The organism is Caulobacter sp. GW821-FHT09H08 (assembly GCF_059415885.1).
The window spans coordinates 152,138-166,605 of the sequence record NZ_JBWKOC010000002.1; the positions used below are offsets into that span (position 1 = coordinate 152,138).

The 14,468-nt window shown below is 68.7% G+C and carries 14 protein-coding genes and 1 pseudogene; 4 read left to right on the top strand and 11 right to left on the bottom strand.

Translation table 11 applies throughout. The features are described from left to right. Positions 1–5: 5 nt before the first annotated feature. The 3 genes from pcaF to AC07NN_RS06035 are packed head-to-tail and all read right to left on the bottom strand — an operon-like array spanning position 6 to position 2,565. Positions 6–1,208 carry a 3-oxoadipyl-CoA thiolase gene (pcaF, locus tag AC07NN_RS06025; protein WP_494638506.1) on the bottom strand — a complete coding sequence of 401 codons (1,203 nt, stop codon included), beginning with the start codon at positions 1,206–1,208 and terminating at the stop codon, positions 6–8. Continuing rightward, a complete protein-coding gene (locus AC07NN_RS06030) occupies positions 1,205–1,849 on the bottom strand; it encodes a CoA transferase subunit B (RefSeq protein ID WP_494638508.1) in 645 nt (214 codons plus the stop codon). Before AC07NN_RS06030 ends, pcaF begins: the two co-directional genes overlap by 4 nt. Beyond that, the gene (locus AC07NN_RS06035; RefSeq protein WP_494638510.1) at positions 1,849–2,565 is read right to left on the bottom strand and encodes a CoA transferase subunit A; all 717 of its coding nucleotides are present in this window, start codon (positions 2,563–2,565) and stop codon (positions 1,849–1,851) included. The genes AC07NN_RS06030 and AC07NN_RS06035 overlap by 1 nt, the downstream gene beginning before the upstream one ends. A gap of 143 nt (positions 2,566–2,708) precedes the next feature. Here AC07NN_RS06035 and AC07NN_RS06040 point away from each other — a divergent pair, with 143 nt between their 5' ends. Together AC07NN_RS06040 and AC07NN_RS06045 are read left to right on the top strand one after the other, a co-directional pair. After that, positions 2,709–3,485 carry an IclR family transcriptional regulator domain-containing protein gene (locus AC07NN_RS06040; RefSeq protein ID WP_494638513.1) on the top strand — a complete coding sequence of 259 codons (777 nt, stop codon included), beginning with the start codon at positions 2,709–2,711 and terminating at the stop codon, positions 3,483–3,485. Positions 3,486–3,567: 82 nt separating this feature from the next. Next, positions 3,568–4,740, top strand: a complete 1,173-nt coding sequence (locus AC07NN_RS06045; RefSeq protein ID WP_494638515.1) for an MFS transporter — start codon at positions 3,568–3,570, stop codon at positions 4,738–4,740. Here the strand turns inward: AC07NN_RS06045 and qhpR are convergent. Next, positions 4,737–5,768 (bottom strand): AraC-like transcriptional regulator QhpR, encoded by a 1,032-nt coding sequence (qhpR, locus tag AC07NN_RS06050; RefSeq protein ID WP_494638517.1) that lies wholly within the window; start codon positions 5,766–5,768, stop codon positions 4,737–4,739. The genes AC07NN_RS06045 and qhpR overlap by 4 nt on opposite strands. 94 nt (positions 5,769–5,862) lie before the next feature. On the opposite strand from qhpR, the gene AC07NN_RS06055 reads away from it, so the two are divergent. Together AC07NN_RS06055 and AC07NN_RS06060 are read left to right on the top strand one after the other, a co-directional pair. Continuing rightward, positions 5,863–7,227: an aminotransferase class III-fold pyridoxal phosphate-dependent enzyme gene (locus AC07NN_RS06055; protein ID WP_494638519.1), complete on the top strand. Its 1,365-nt coding sequence runs from the start codon at positions 5,863–5,865 to the stop codon at positions 7,225–7,227. A 43-nt stretch (positions 7,228–7,270) separates the two neighbouring features. Beyond that, the gene (locus AC07NN_RS06060; RefSeq protein WP_494638521.1) at positions 7,271–8,395 is read left to right on the top strand and encodes a class II histone deacetylase; all 1,125 of its coding nucleotides are present in this window, start codon (positions 7,271–7,273) and stop codon (positions 8,393–8,395) included. A 9-nt stretch (positions 8,396–8,404) separates the two neighbouring features. Here AC07NN_RS06060 and AC07NN_RS06065 read toward each other — a convergent pair. The 7 genes and pseudogenes from AC07NN_RS06065 to AC07NN_RS06095 all read right to left on the bottom strand — a co-directional run. After that, positions 8,405–8,493 (bottom strand): annotated as a pseudogene (locus tag AC07NN_RS06065) (hypothetical protein); the annotation flags it as partial. Next, complete coding sequence (locus AC07NN_RS06070) at positions 8,490–9,263, bottom strand: MoaF C-terminal domain-containing protein (protein ID WP_494638524.1); 774 nt, start codon at positions 9,261–9,263, stop codon at positions 8,490–8,492. The pseudogene AC07NN_RS06065 and the gene AC07NN_RS06070, both read right to left, overlap by 4 nt. Before the next feature lie 8 nt (positions 9,264–9,271). Further along, complete coding sequence (locus tag AC07NN_RS06075; protein WP_494638526.1) at positions 9,272–10,066, bottom strand: SDR family NAD(P)-dependent oxidoreductase; 795 nt, start codon at positions 10,064–10,066, stop codon at positions 9,272–9,274. Positions 10,067–10,085: 19 nt separating this feature from the next. Then, positions 10,086–11,309, bottom strand: coding sequence for an MFS transporter (locus AC07NN_RS06080; RefSeq protein WP_494638529.1), 1,224 nt, complete (start codon positions 11,307–11,309; stop codon positions 10,086–10,088). A gap of 64 nt (positions 11,310–11,373) precedes the next feature. Beyond that, entirely contained in the window at positions 11,374–11,742 is a 369-nt protein-coding gene (locus AC07NN_RS06085) for a nuclear transport factor 2 family protein (RefSeq protein ID WP_494638531.1), read from the bottom strand. Between the two features lie 91 nt (positions 11,743–11,833). Beyond that, positions 11,834–12,745: a helix-turn-helix domain-containing protein gene (locus AC07NN_RS06090; protein WP_494638533.1), complete on the bottom strand. Its 912-nt coding sequence runs from the start codon at positions 12,743–12,745 to the stop codon at positions 11,834–11,836. 91 nt (positions 12,746–12,836) lie between these two features. Further along, entirely contained in the window at positions 12,837–14,336 is a 1,500-nt protein-coding gene (locus tag AC07NN_RS06095) for an aldehyde dehydrogenase family protein (RefSeq protein ID WP_494638535.1), read from the bottom strand. Positions 14,337–14,468: the final 132 nt, after the last annotated feature.

Sequence of the window (14,468 nt, forward strand, 5' to 3'; positions counted from 1 at the left end):
AACTCCTAGACGCGCTCGAAGGCGAGGGCCGCGCCCTGGCCGACGCCGATGCAGAGGGTGGCCAGGCCGCGCTTGCCGCCGGTGGCTTCGAGCTGGCGCAGGGCCGTGAGGACGAGGCGCGCGCCCGAGGCGCCAAGCGGGTGGCCCAGGGCGATGGCGCCGCCGTTCGGGTTTACGTGCGCGCCGTCGTCGGGCAGGCCCAGCTGGCGCAGAACCGCCAGGCCCTGGGCCGCGAAGGCCTCGTTCAGTTCGACGGTGTCGAAGTCGCCGATGGCGAGGCCGGTCTTGGCCAGCAGCTTGCGGACCGCCGGGACCGGGCCGATGCCCATGACGCGCGGCGCGACGCCGGCGGTGGCGTAGCCGACGACGCGGGCGCGCGGTGTCAGGCCGTGACACTTGACGGCCTCTTCCGAGGCGATGATCAGGCCGACCGCGCCGTCATTGACGCCCGAGGCGTTGCCGGCCGTGACCGTGCCGCCCTCGCGGACGACGGGCTTCAGCTTGGCCAGGGCCTCGATGGTGGTCTCGCGCGGGTGCTCGTCGCGATCGACGATCGTGGGGCCGGCCTTGCCGGGGATCTCGACCGGGGTGATCTCGCCGGCCAGGAATCCCGAGGCTTGAGCGGCCGAAGCGCGGGCCTGGCTGCGCAGGGCGAAGGCGTCCTGGTCCTCGCGGTTGACGCCGTAGTCGGTGGCGACGTTCTCGGCCGTCTCGGGCATGGAATCGACGCCATACAGCTTCTTCATCGCCGGGTTGACGAAGCGCCAGCCGATGGTGGTGTCGAAGATCTCGGGGCCGCGCGCGAAGGCGCTGTCGGCCTTGGGCATCACGAACGGCGCGCGGCTCATGCTCTCGACGCCGCCGGCGATGACGAGGTCGTTGTGGCCCGAGGCGATGGCGCGGGCGGCGTAGCCGATCGCTTCCAGGCCCGAGGCGCAGAGGCGGTTCACGGTGACGCCCGGGACCTCGACCGGATAGCCGGCCAGCAGCAGGGCCATGCGGGCGACATTGCGGTTGTCCTCGCCGGCCTGGTTGGCGCTGCCGAGCACCACTTCGTCGATGGCCGAGAGGTCGAGGCCCGGATTGCGCGCGGCCAGGGCCTTCAGCGGCACGGCCGCCAGGTCGTCGGCGCGGACCTTCGACAGGGAGCCGCCATAGCGGCCGAAGGCGGTGCGAATTCCGTCACAGATATAGGCGGTGTGGGTCATGCGAAGGCTCCAGCGACGAAGTCAGCTTCGGTCTTGGCGCGCACCTCGTCCAGGGTGACGCCTGGGGCAAGCTCGATCAGCGTCAGGCCGTCCTTCTTGTCGACGTCGAAGACGCAGAGGTCGGTGATCACCATGTCCACGCAGCCGGCGCCGGTCAGGGGCAGGGCGCAGCGCTTGAGGACCTTGCTCTCGCCCTTCTTGTTGGCGTGATCCATGACCACGATCACCCGCTTGACGCCGGCGACCAGGTCCATGGCCCCGCCCATGCCCTTCACCATCTTGCCGGGGATGGTCCAGTTGGCGATGTCGCCGTTCTCGGCCACTTCCATGGCGCCCAGCACCGTCAGGTCGATGTGGCCGCCGCGGATCATCGCGAAGCTCTGGGCGCTGTCGAAGAAGCTGGACGTCGGCAGTTGGGTGATCGTCTGCTTGCCGGCGTTGATCAGGTCTGGATCGGCCTCGCCCTCATAGGGGAAGGGGCCCATGCCCAGCATGCCGTTCTCGCTCTGCAAGGTGACGTGGACACCTTCGGGAATATGGTTGGCCACCAGCGTCGGAATGCCGATGCCGAGGTTCACATAGAAGCCGTCCTGCAGTTCCTGGGCGGCGCGGGCCGCCATCTCTTCGCGGGTCCAGGCCATTATGCGGTCTCCACTTCACGCGGACGGGTCGTCAGCTTCTCGATGCGCTTTTCGTTGATCGTCGACTTGATGATGCGGTCGACATAGACGCCGGGCGTGTGGATCGCATTGGCGTCCAGTGCGCCAGCCTCGACGATCTCCTCGACCTCGACAATCGTGACCTTACCGGCCGTGGCCATCACCGGGTTGAAGTTGCGGGCGGTCATCCGGAACATCAGGTTGCCCTCCGGATCGGCCTTCCAGGCCTTGATGATGGCGAGGTCGGCGCGCAGCCAGGTCTCGCGGACATAGTCCTCGCCCTCGAAGGTCTCGACCGGCTTGCCCTCGGCCACGACCGTGCCGACGCCGGTCTTGGTGTAGAAGGCCGGAATGCCCGCGCCGCCCGAGCGAATGCGCTCGGCCAGGGTGCCCTGCGGGTTCAGCTCCAGCTCCAGTTCGCCGGACAGGTAGAGCTGCTCGAACAGCTTGTTCTCGCCCACATAGGACGAGATCATCTTCCGGATCTGGCCGTTGTTGAGCAGCATCCACAGGCCGAAGCCATCGGCGCCGCAGTTGTTGCTGATCACGGTCAGGTCCTTGACCCCCGTGTCTTTCAGGGCCGGGATCAGGGTCTCGGGGTTGCCCGACAAGCCGAAGCCGCCGGACATCAGCGTCATGCCGTCGAAGGCGACGCCTTCCAGGGCCGCGGCCGCGCTGTCGTAGATCTTGCTCTTCATCGAGACCTCCCGGGTCCACGCCGTCCTCTGGCGGGACCGTTCATGGCGGCGACCTAACGCCCGCTCGAATGAGGAGTCAACATATCGCACACTTGTGCGATAATCGCACATTTGCTAAGGCTGGATCTCGGGAGGATTCCGCCTTGAACGACGCCGCCAAGCCCTTGAACGAAAAGGACTACGCCCAGACCTTCGCTCGGGGACTGGACGTCATTCGCGCGTTCGACGCCGAGCATCCGCGCATGACCCTGAGCCAGGTCGCTGAGCGCACGGGACTGACCCGGGCGGCGGCGCGGCGATTCCTGCTAACCCTGGTGGCGGAAGGCTATGCGAGCACCGACGGCAAGGTGTTCGGCCTAGCGCCGCGCGTGCTGGACCTAGGTTTCGCCTACCTCTCGACCCTGGGCGTCTGGCAGGGCGCGCTGACGGTGCTGACCGACGTGACCCGTCAGGTCGGGGAGTCTTGCTCGGCCAGCGTCCTGGACGGGAGCGAGATCGTCTATGTCGCCCGCGTGGCGGCCAGCCGGATCATGACGGTGAACCTGCATGTCGGCAGCCGGCTGCCGGCCTTCAACACCTCGATGGGGCGGATGCTGCTGGCGCACCTGCCGCCGCTGGAGCTGGAGCGGGTGCTGTCGGCGACCAAGCTGGAGAAGATGACGCCACACACCGTCACCGATCCTGATCAGTTGCGAGCCATCCTGCGGCAGACCGCGATCCAAGGCTGGTCGCTGACGAGCGAGGAGCTGGAGCTGGGCCTGCTGTCCCTGGCCGCGCCGCTGCGCGATCGCACAGGCAAGGTGGTGGCGGCGATCAATGTTTCGACCCAGATCAACCGCATGAGCCCCGACCAGCTGAAGGAACGGGTGCTGCCGGTGCTGCTGGACGCGGCCCAGCGGATCGGCTCGGTCTCGCCGTAAAGGTCAAGGGTCTGACCGGATCGATCAAGGGCAGGCGAGGGGCTCGCCGTACCGTCGGCCTCACATAACAGGGGGATCCGACATGCCAGCCGTCCAGCCATCCAACGCCGCGTCCGTCGGCGCGGGAGAGAACGCCTGGGCCACGACGGCCAGCGCCGTGACCATGGGGGCGATCGCGCCGCTGGTGCTGGGCATGGCGCCGGTGCTGGTGGGGGCCATGGTCGGCAAGCTGGGGTTCAGCCCTTCGCAGGCGGGCCTGGTGATCTCGGCGCATCTGGGCGGCATCGGCCTGATCGGCCTGCCCATGACCCTGCTGGTCCAGAAGCCACTGTGGCGCAAGCTGCTGGTCGTGGCCATCCCGATCCTGGCGGCGCTGTTCGTCGTGGCCGCCTTCGTCACCGATCCGACAATGCTGGCCCTGACCCTGTTCGGCGCGGGCCTGGCGGGTGGCGTCGCCGTCTCGATCACCCTGCCGATCATGGCCCGCAGCAAGGCGCCGACCCAGGCCTTCGCCTGGTGGGTGGTGCTGCAATTGGCCATGGGCTCGGTGGGGGTGGCCCTGCTGCCGTTCGTGGTCGAGAGCCACGGTTTGCGGGGCGCCTTCCTGATCCTGGCGGTGGTGATGGGCGCGATGGCGTTGATGCTGCCGTTCATCCCCGCCGGACCGGGCGAGACCGCCAGTGTCGACGCCGCGCCGACCGCCAAGCTGTCCAAGGTCGACGGCGCGCTGGGCCTCGTTGGTCTCTACGCCTTCTACGTCGCGGTCGGGGCGGTCTGGACCTATTTCGAGCGGATCGGCGACGCGGCCGGGCTGGACGCCCACTGGATCGCCACGACCCTGTCGATCGCCACTCTGTTCGGCGTGGTCGGCGCGGGTCTGGCGGCGTTCACGCCGGTGAAGCTGGGCAATCTGGGACCGCTGGAGGCTGGAGTCATTGTGCTGCTGGTCGCCCTGGCTATCCCGTTCGGACCGTTGAGCGGCGGCATCTATTTCGGCTCGGCGGTGCTGTTCAAGGTGGCCTGGACCTTCACTCTGCCGTTCCTGCTGGGTTCGCTGTCCAAGGTCGACGCTTCGGGCCGCCTGCTGGTGCTGGCCAATATCATCATCGGCCTGGGTCTGGCCTCGGGGCCGGGGATCGCGGCGGGCCTGGTGCGGCCGGGCCTGTTCTCGGGCGTGCTGCTGCTGGGCGTGATCGGCGTGCTGCTGTGCGGCGGGGCGTTCCTGCTGCTGAGCCTGCGCCTGCGGAAGGTTTAGCCGCCCCGGTAGTCGCGCGGTGAGACACCGGTCCAGCGCTTGAAGGCGCGGGTGAAGGCGGCGTTCTCGGAAAAGCCCACGAAGGCGGCGATGTCGGCGATGGTCATCTGGCGGTCGTCCAGCAGGCGCTGCGCCAGGGCCAGGCGGCGCTGATCCAGCACGGCCTGGAACGAGGTCCCCTCGGCCTTCAATCGGCGATGCAGGGTCGATTCCGACAGGTTGAAGTCGGTCGCCACCGAGGCCGCGCTGGCGCCCCGCTGCAGAACCGCTGGGCTCAGCGCATCGGCTACCCGCTCGGCCACGCCGCTGATCGACTCCTTCTTGGAGATCAGCTCGCGGATCTGGCCCTCGAGGATCGGGAAGAGCTTGGCGTTGATGACGCTGGAGCTGAGCTTCAGGTCCTCTTCGGCCAGAACCAGGCCATTGGTCGGCTGCTGGAAATAGACCGGGCAGCGGAACACTGCCTCATAGGCCTTGGGCGACTGCAGCGGCGAGTGCTCGAAATGCGCCTCGGCCAGCTTCAGGCGCGGACCGACATATGAGCGGATCAGGCGGTAGGTGCAGCCGATCGAGAATTCGGCGTCCTGGGCGCGCGGGCCGATGGCGTCGTCGCGGATCTGGTAGGTGACGTGAGCCAGCCCTCCGCGCACGCTGACCCGCTGCTCGGTCGCGTCCTGCACGGCGGCGGTGTAGCGGACGAGATTGGCCAGGGCGTCGCCCAGGCTGGACGAGCTGAGGAACAGGAAGCCCAGGGCGCCCAGAGCCTCGGGGCCGACGGCGCTGGACAGCGACAGACCCAGGCCCGGCTGGCCAGTCTGGAGCGCGGCCTCCTCGAACAGCCGGACATAGGTCTTCAGCGGCGCGGTGGCGTTGAATTCGCCGAGCGGCGCGACGGCTAGGCCGTGGCGTGCCAGCAACGGCAGGGCGTCGAAGCCGCGCTCATGCAGCAGGTCGACCAGCGACAGCACCACCGGCGCGATGATCATCGGCTCGGCGCGTTGGCGGCTTTTGGCGGCGTTCTCCCTCATGAAGCTTATGATCAAATCGCTGACGCTTGAGGTCAAGCGGCGAGGCGCGCGTCACGCGGATCATGGTCCCGAGGAAATCCCAGGGAGATGGGCCGTGACCCAACCGGACGCCAATGCGCTGAAGAGCGCCAACGCTAAGCACCAGTGGCACCCGATGGTGCATCCCAAGCGCTCGGAAGCCCATCCGCCGCTGATCATTTCCAAGGGGCGCGGCTCGATCGTCGAGGACATCGACGGCCAGAGCTATGTCGATGGAATCGGCGGCCTGTGGTGCGTGAACGTCGGCCACGACCGCGCCGAGGTGAAGGCAGCGGTGCGCGAGCAGATGGACCAGATCGCCTACTATTCCAGCTTCGACGGCACGGTGACGCCGCCGTCGATCCGCCTGTCGCAGAAGCTGGTCGAGATCGCCGCGCCAGAAGATGCGGCCAAAGTGTTCTTCTGCTCGGGCGGTTCGGACGCGGTCGAGACGGCCATGAAGCTGGCTCGCCAGTACTGGCGTCTGGTCGGCGAACCGCACCGCACCAAGTTCATCTCGCTGAAGGGCGGTTATCACGGCGTGCATTTCGGCGGCGTGTCGCTGAACGGCAATCCGCCGTTCCGCTGGGCCTATGAGCCCTTGCTGCCGGGCTGTCTGCAGGTCGACACGCCCTGGCTTTATCGCAACCCGTGGACCAGTGATCCGGCCGAACTGGCCCGCATCTGCGCCGAGCAGCTGGAGCGCGAGATCCAGTTCCAGGGCCCGCACACGGTGGCGGCCTTCTTCGCCGAGCCGATCCAGGGCGCGGGCGGGGTGATCGTGCCGCCAGAACAGTACTGGCCGCTGGTCCGCGAGGTCTGCGACCGCTACGGCGTGCTGCTGGTCTCGGACGAGGTGGTGACCGGCTTTGGCCGTTCGGGCGCGATGTTCGGCGCGCGGGGCTGGGGCGTGAAGCCCGACATCATGTGCCTCGCGAAGGGCCTGTCGTGCGGCTACATCCCGCTGGGCGCGACGGTGGTCAACGCCCGCGTCGCCTCGGCCTGGAGCGGCGAGGAGAGCCCCGAGGGCGCGATCATGCACGGCTACACCTATGGCGGTCACGCCGTGGGCTGCGCCGCGGCCCTGGCCTGCCTCGACATCGTCGAGAAGGAAGACCTGCCGGGCAAGGCGGCCAAGATGGGCGACCGGCTGCTGGCCGGCCTCACACCGTTCGCCGAGCGCTTCCGCAGCGTGGGCGAGGTGCGCGGCAAGGGCCTGATGATCGCCATCGATCTGGTGTCCGACAAGAAGACCCGCGAGCCGATCGATCCTGGCCAGGGCCTGGCCTACGAACTGGCTGAGCACACCCGCCGCCACGGCGCCATCGTCCGCCCGGTCGGCCCCAAGATCATCCTGTCTCCGCCGCTGGTCATCACCGAGGACGAGGTCGACACGCTGGTGAACGCCCTGACCAAGGCCTTCGAAGCCGTGGATCGCTGAGCCGGACTCGGTTACAACGGCAAAAAGGTAGGAGATCAAACTAATGAGCGCTCAACGCGCCCCGACCGGCCTCGTCTGGCACGAGCGCTACATGTGGCACAGCACGGGGACGAACGCTGGCATCATGCCGTATGGCGGCTTCGTCCAGCCGGGCGAGCCGGCAGAGCATCCGGAGACCAAGCGCCGGTTCAAGAACCTGCTCGACGTCAGCGGCCTGACCCCGCACCTGAAGCTGATCGAGCCCAAGCCGGTCGATCTGCAGCTGCTGCATCGCGTGCACAGCGAGGCCTATGTCGCCTCGCTGGCCGAGCGCTCGCGGGCGTTCGGCGGCGAGGCGGGGCCGTCGACGCCGTTCGGCACCGACTCCTACGAGATCGCGTTGCTCTCCACGGGCGGTGTGGTCGAGGCCGTACGCCAGACCGTGGCGGGCGAGGTGGCCAACGCCTACGCCTTGGTGCGCCCACCGGGCCACCACGCCACGCGTTCGGGGGCGATGGGCTTCTGCCTGTTCGCCAACGCCGCCATCGCTGGGCGGTTCGCGCTCGACGATCTGGGCCTGAAGCGCGTGGCCTTCGTCGACTGGGACGTCCACCACGGCAACGGCACCCAGGACGTGTTTTGGGAAGACCCGCGCGCCCTGACGATCTCGATTCACCAGGACGGCTGCTTCCCGCCCGACAGCGGCCATGTCAGCGAGATCGGCGCCGGGGCCGGGGAGGGCTTCAACCTGAACCTGCCGCTGCCGCCGGGCTCGGGCCTGGGCGCCTATGCGGCCGCCTTCGACCGGGTGGTGATCCCGGCGCTGTACGCGTTCCAGCCGGACCTGATCATCGTGCCGTCTGGCTTCGATGCGGGTGGTCATGACCCGCTGGGCCGGATGATGCTGCACTCCGACGCCTATCGCGACATGACGCGCAAGCTGATGGACGCGGCCAACGACCTGTGCGGCGGCCGCCTGGTGATGAGCCACGAAGGCGGCTACAGCGCCTCGACCGTGCCGTTCTTCGGCCTGGCGGTCATGGAGACCCTGGCCGAGCGCCGCACCGAGGTGGTCGATCCGTTCGTCGAGGTGATTGGCGACATGGCCTATCAAGACCTGCAGCCCCACCAGGACGCCGCCATCGCGCGGACGGAAGCAGTGCTGGCGGAGAGCCGCAAGCGCTGGTAGCGGCGCAAAACCTCGCCCTTCGACAAGCTCAGGGTGAGGTTTTCTTCGGCGCTCAGGTATTCCTCATCCTGAGCTTGTCGAAGGACGAGCCGGTTCAGACCGGCTCGACCGCCTCGTCGTAGAAGGTGCGCGAGGCGCGGCGCAGGAAGGCCCCGGCCTTGCGGTTCTCGACCGCGCCGTCGCCGGTGATCCCGAGGAACTTACCGGTCGAGCGGCCGTCCTCGAAGTTGATGAAGAACACCGAGGCCACCGGGATCTTGAACTCCCGGAACGCGAACACGTACTGGTCCGGCGCGAAGCGGAAGACGGTGGAGAGGTCCACGTCGCCATGGCCACGCTGCTCGCCCTCCAGGCACTGCCAGCAATAGCGCTCCGAGCTCAGATAGGTGTGCTCGTAGAGATGGTTGGGGCTGTAGCGATAGAAGGCGCGCAGGCCGATCAGGTCCCGAGACGGGGCGGGGACTTCGCCAGTCCCCACGACGCCCGCGATGACGCCGGCCTCGAACACCTGGTCCACTTGTGGTTCGCCAAGCGTCGGCTCGGGGCGGACGCGGGAGAGGATGCTCAAGGTCCGGCCGGTGGCCAGGTTGAGGATCAGGGTCAGGGCGTCGGGCGGTCGAGCAGCGAAGACGATGTCGACGAAGTAGAGGTCGGTGGCGAGCTCGACGACCTCGCAAGCGTCGCGGCCGGACTCCTGGTCTTGACGCCACGACACCCAGTCGTCAGCGACGAAGGCCAAGTCGAGGCCGCCGCTGTCGCTCTCGATGCGCAACTCGTGACCGGCGAGGGCGGAGGAGGGCGGCAGACGGTTGGTGTCGATGCCGGCGGCGAAGTCCTCGTACGTCTTCCAATTCTTCGGCGTGGTCATGCTCGCGCTCACTTGGTGAAGGCCACGGTGGGCAGGTCCACCGTCGAAGCGCCGCCATCGACCGTCAGGGTCGCGCCGGTGATCATCGAAGCCTCGCTTGAGGCCAGGAAGCAGATGGCCGAGGCGACTTCCTCAGGGCTGGCGGGACGACCCAGCGGCACGTCCTCGGTGACCTTGGCGTAGGCCTCCGCGACCGTGGCCAGGCCGAAGCGCGCCTGGATCGGGGCCATCTGCTCGTCGGCCATGGCGGTGGCGACCCAGCCCGGACAGACGACATTGGCCCGCACGCCGACGCGGCCATAGTCGCGGGCGATCGAGCGGGTCAGGCCGATCAGGGCGTGCTTGGTCGTGGTGTAGCCGGCCACTGAGGGCCCGGCGAACAGGCCGGCGATCGACGAGACCACCACGACATTGCCCTTCCGCTCGATCAAGCGCGGCAAACTCTCGCGGGCGGCGACGAAGGCGGTGTTGAGATTGGCAGAGAGGCTGTCGGCCCAGGTCTGGTCGCTGGTGTCGGCGACGGCGCCCAGGCCGTGGCCGCCGGCGTTGGCGATCAGGATGTCGAGGGCGCCGAAGCGTTCGACCGCCAGGGCGACGGCGGCTTGGGCGTCCCGCGCGTTCGAAGCGTCGCCGACGCTGATCGCGGCGGCCTCACCAAGAGGGGCGGCGACGTCTTCCAGCGGTCCGGCGCGGCGGCCGGTCAGCACCACCTTGCCGCCCTCGGCGACGATCCGGCGAGCGACCGCCGCGCCGATGCCGGTGCCGCCGCCCGTGATCAGGGCGACCTTGCCTTGGAAACGCATTCTCGAACTCCTCGGGAAATCAGACCACACGGCGCGAGGGCGCGGTCTCGGTCAGGAACAGGGAGAAGACCGCCGCCAGGGCCGCGCCGGCGGCCGAGATCCAGAACGGGGCGGACGCGCCCAGGTGGTCGGCGGTGATGCCCGCCACGGTCGGCGCCACGAAGCCGCCGGCCAGCTCGCCGACGCCCATGACCAGGCCCAAGGCCGTGGCCAGGGAGCCGGCGGGTACGGTCTCGGCCGGGATGGTGGCCATGAACAGGACGAAGCAACCGAGGCCGGTATAGGTGAGCGCGATGGCGATCGCGGCCGTTAGGGGCGTCTGGGCGAAGATCAGCGCGAGCGGCGCGCAGACCGATAGGGCCGAGAACACCAGCATGGCCGGCTTGCGGCCGATGCGGTCGGAGATCGCCGGCACCGCTGTGCCCCAGAAGACGTGGGCGGCGCCCAGCACGGTCATGACAAAGCCCATCTGCCCCGGCGTGAAGCCGCGCGCCTGGACCAGATAGGTCGGGGCGAAGGTGGTCATGACGATGAACCAGGTCACGAACACCGCGCTGATCAGCACCGACAGCCAGATGTTCCGGTGGCGCAGCACGGCCAGTAGGCTGGGCTTGTCGCGTGGTGTGTAGGCGGTCTTCGGTTCAGGCTTGGGCTCGCGCACGAAGCGCCAGATTAGCGCCGCCAGGATCAGGCCGGGGATGCACGAGACGTAGAAGGCCGTCCGCCAGCCGTGCGCCTGGGCCAGGGCCAGGATGATCGGCGGTCCGGCCAGGGCGCCGAGAAGTCCCGCCGCCGAGCTTTGCAGCAGGCCCATGTTCAGGCCGCGCCGGCCGCTGGAGGACTCGGCCACCATCAGCGACTGGGCCAACGGCAGGACGGGACCCTCGGCCAGGCCCATCAGCAGGCGGCAGGTCAGCAGGGCGCCGAAGCCGGCGACGAGGCCCGAGCCCAGCGAGGCCAGGGAGAAGATGATCACGGCCGCGACCAGCAGCGGCTTGCGCTTGCCCAGGGCGTCGGAGACGAAGCCCATGACCAGGCCCGACAGCGCCCAGGTCAGCGCCAGGGCCGAGGCCAGCATCCCCAGATGCGTGGCGTCGAGGCCGAACTCCTTGGAGACGAACGGGAACAGGAAGTTCAGCGCCAGTCGGTCGAAGAAGACGAAGCCGAACGTCAGGAAGAGCAAAGCGAGCAGCGTGTTCTCGTACGCGGAGCCGGACTTGGCCGTCCCAGTCTTGGCCGTCATGGTGGTTTCCCCCGGAAAAGGCGCGGCCGCGCCTCTGCCGGGCGCTGGCTGCGAAGCCGCGCCGCTAGTCCAGCGACGAGAAGGTCTTGCTGCTGATCGCCCAGCCGTCGGCGTCGCGGATCAGGTGGAAGTAGTCCTGGAAGTCCAGCGCGCCGGCCAGCTTCTCCATGCGGACGCTGGCCTGGGCGATGGCGCCGTTGACGGCGAGGTTGGTGATCGAAGCGCTGAACGCCGAGTGGTCGACGCCGCCGGCCTTCATGCCCGCGATGTCCTGGAAGAACGGCTCGGGACCGCCCAGCAGCAGTTGGCCGCGCAGATAGCCGTTCATCACCGCGTCGGCTCGGAAGCAGGTGCGCAGCAGGTCGGCGTCCAGCGCGCGGCTGCCCTCGATATAGGCGTCGAGCACGGCGTCGGGCGTGGCGTAAGCGGTCATGCAAATCCCCTCGAACTTGAGACGGGGATGCTAGCCCAGGCCCCGACGTCGGATTTGACCGACGCCGCACGCCTGCCTGTTCGTGGCGGAACTAGGCGAGCGCGGCGCGGCGAGCTTCGCTGGGGCTGAGGCCGAAGCGGCCCCGGAAGGCGCGCGAGAAGTGGGCGCTGGAGGCGAAGCCGTGGCGGTAGGCGACCTCCGAGATCGAGCAGCCCGCCCAGGCCGGGTCAGCCAGCACCTCGCCGCAGCGGGAAAGGCGAGCGTCCCAGATGTAGCGGTCGGGGGTGACGTCCTGGGTTTCGAAGGCCTTATAGACATAGCGTTCCGAGCAGTTCATCGCCCGCGCCACAGCCTTCACGCTGAGGTCTGGGTCAGTCAGGTGAGCCTTGATGAAGAGCTGGGCGCGCTCGCGAAGCAGATCGGCGGGCAGGATGTCGGCGGCGTGGCGGCGGACCTCCGAGAGGGCCAGGGCGGCGATCAGGTCGGCCACCGTGTCGGCGAAGCGGGCCGAGCTGGCGTCGTCCAGGTCGTCGATCTCGTCGGCCAGGGTCGAGAGCAGAGTTCCCAGCACCCGCGCCGCCCCGTGCGGCTCGGCATGGACCAGGGGCGCGCTGAGCCGGCCGATGGCGCGGCGGGCGACGAGGTCCAGCGGCGCCTCGACCAGCACCTGGTCGACGGGCGTCTGGTTGATCACCGCATAGGCTTGGTCGCGCGGGCATAGCAGCCAGCCGCCGGGGGGCAGGGCGTAGGTCGCTTCACCCTGGGCGAAAGAGGTCTGGCCTTGGCGTTGAACCAGGATCTTCAGGCTGTCCGAGCCTCTGCGCCCGCCGGCCCAGGTGGCCACGTGCGACGGGGCCGACAGGAGGCTGAAGCGCAGTGCGCCGAGGGCGGCGGTCTTGAAGACGCAACTGGACGGCTCGCCGCCCCAGTTGCTCTGGCGCACGCCGGCGAAGGCGTCCTGGAAGGCTTCTTGATAAGCCTCGTTGTTCAGGTCTCGCGGCATGCGCCGTCTTCCCCTGTTTCCTCTAGAGAAAGGGGTATCACGCCCAGCGCACGCCGCAAGAATTTAGTTTGTATTCAAACTTATTGTGAGGTCAGTAAGCCATGCAGACCGACTTGGTCTCCAGATAGGCGTCCAAGGCGTTCGGTCCGAAGTCGCGACCCCAGCCCGACTGCTTGAAACCGCCGAACGGCATGTGCGGATCCAGCGGCACGTGACTGTTGACCCACAGGGTGCCGGCCTCGATGCGCGGCGTCAGGTCCAGGGTCTTGGACAGGCTGTCGGTCCACAGGCTGGCGGCCAGGCCGTAGGCGGTGTCGTTGGCCAGCTTCAGGGCCTCGGCCGCATCCTCGACGGTGACCAGGCTGAGCACCGGGCCGAACACCTCCTGGCGGTTCAGAGGGTGATCGTGGGCCGCGCCCAGGGCCAGGGTCGGGGAGACGTAGTAGCCGGCGTCCGGTGCGCTCGGGCCGCTGACCAGCTCGACGCCGCTGGCGCGCGCGGCCTCGACATGACCCAGCACCTTGGCGCGGTGGGCCGAGGAGACCAGCGGATTGACCTGGGCGGCCGGATCCAGACCCGCGCCCAGGCTCATGCCGCTAACCGCGTCGGCCAGGGCGTCGGCCAGCTTGTCGTGGATCGCGCGCTCGACATAGACGCGCGAGACGGCCGCGCAGACCTGGCCGCCGTTCATGAAGCCGCCGGCCAGCAGGCCCGGCACGACCTTGGCGAGGTCCGCGTCGGCCAGGACGATGGCGGGGTTCTTGCCGCCCAGCTCCAGCGAGACGCGGGCCAGGGTGTCTGCGGCCGTGCGGGCGATGGTCTTGCCGGCCGCGGTCGAGCCCGTGAAGGTGATCTTGCGCACGGCCGGATGGCGGGTCAGCGCCGCGCCGGTGGTCGCGCCTCGGCCGTGGACGACGTTAAACACGCCGGGCGGCACCCCGGCCTCCATGGCCAACTCGGCCAGGCGGAAGGTCGACAGCGGGGTGATCTCGGACGGCTTCAGCACGATCGAGCAGCCGGCGGCCAGGGCCGGGACCACCTTCCACAGGCCGATCATCAGCGGGAAGTTCCAGGGCGCGATGCCGGCGACCACGCCGATCGGTTCACGCCGGGTCTGGGCGGCGTAGCGGGCGCCGGGCGGCACGGCGATCGAGACGTCCATGGTGTGGCCGGTGATCTTGGTCGCCAGGCCCGCGAAGTAGCGCATGAACTCGACCGAGGCCCCGACATCGACGGCGCGGGCCAGGTTGATCGACTTGCCCTGGTTCCAGCTCTCCAGCTGGGCCAGTTCCTCGGCATGGGCTTCGACGACGCTGGCGAAGTTCAGCAGGATCCGCTCGCGGTCGGCTGGGCGCAGGCCCGACCAGCGGCCGTCGGCGAAGGCGCGCTGGGCCGAGCGCACGGCGTGGTCGACCAGGGCGTCGTCGGCTTCCGGGATCGCGACGATCAGCTGTTCGGTGGCCGGATCGCGCGCCTCCAGCGGCTGGCCGTCCTCGCTGTTGAGATAGAGCCCGTCGACGAAGGCGCTGGTCAGGCGGCCGGGCAGGGCGCGGACTTCGGGAAGCAGTTCGACCAGGGAAGTTTGGGACATGAGGACGCTCCGTTTGCGGCCCCATTCCCGTCGATCACGCCCGCCCGGCAAGGCGGGGAATGGCCAGGTGCGGGGACGGACAATCGACCCTTCCGGGACGGACAAAACGCTCGTTTCGAGACGCGCTAAGCA

Excerpts from the sequence above, each read along its gene's own strand:
- AC07NN_RS06035 (WP_494638510.1), bottom strand. The coding sequence starts at position 2,565 with ATGAAGAGCAAGATCTACGACAGCGCGGCCGCGGCCCTGGAAGGCGTC.
- AC07NN_RS06070 (WP_494638524.1), bottom strand. The coding sequence starts at position 9,263 with ATGACCACGCCGAAGAATTGGAAGACGTACGAGGACTTCGCCGCCGGC.
- AC07NN_RS06095 (WP_494638535.1), bottom strand. The coding sequence starts at position 14,336 with ATGTCCCAAACTTCCCTGGTCGAACTGCTTCCCGAAGTCCGCGCCCTG.
- AC07NN_RS06030 (WP_494638508.1), bottom strand. The coding sequence starts at position 1,849 with ATGGCCTGGACCCGCGAAGAGATGGCGGCCCGCGCCGCCCAGGAACTG.
- AC07NN_RS06060 (WP_494638521.1), top strand. The coding sequence starts at position 7,271 with ATGAGCGCTCAACGCGCCCCGACCGGCCTCGTCTGGCACGAGCGCTAC.
- AC07NN_RS06090 (WP_494638533.1), bottom strand. The coding sequence starts at position 12,745 with ATGCCGCGAGACCTGAACAACGAGGCTTATCAAGAAGCCTTCCAGGAC.
- AC07NN_RS06045 (WP_494638515.1), top strand. The coding sequence starts at position 3,568 with ATGCCAGCCGTCCAGCCATCCAACGCCGCGTCCGTCGGCGCGGGAGAG.
- AC07NN_RS06075 (WP_494638526.1), bottom strand. The coding sequence starts at position 10,066 with ATGCGTTTCCAAGGCAAGGTCGCCCTGATCACGGGCGGCGGCACCGGC.
- qhpR (WP_494638517.1), bottom strand. The coding sequence starts at position 5,768 with ATGAGGGAGAACGCCGCCAAAAGCCGCCAACGCGCCGAGCCGATGATC.
- AC07NN_RS06080 (WP_494638529.1), bottom strand. The coding sequence starts at position 11,309 with ATGACGGCCAAGACTGGGACGGCCAAGTCCGGCTCCGCGTACGAGAAC.
- AC07NN_RS06085 (WP_494638531.1), bottom strand. The coding sequence starts at position 11,742 with ATGACCGCTTACGCCACGCCCGACGCCGTGCTCGACGCCTATATCGAG.
- pcaF (WP_494638506.1), bottom strand. The coding sequence starts at position 1,208 with ATGACCCACACCGCCTATATCTGTGACGGAATTCGCACCGCCTTCGGC.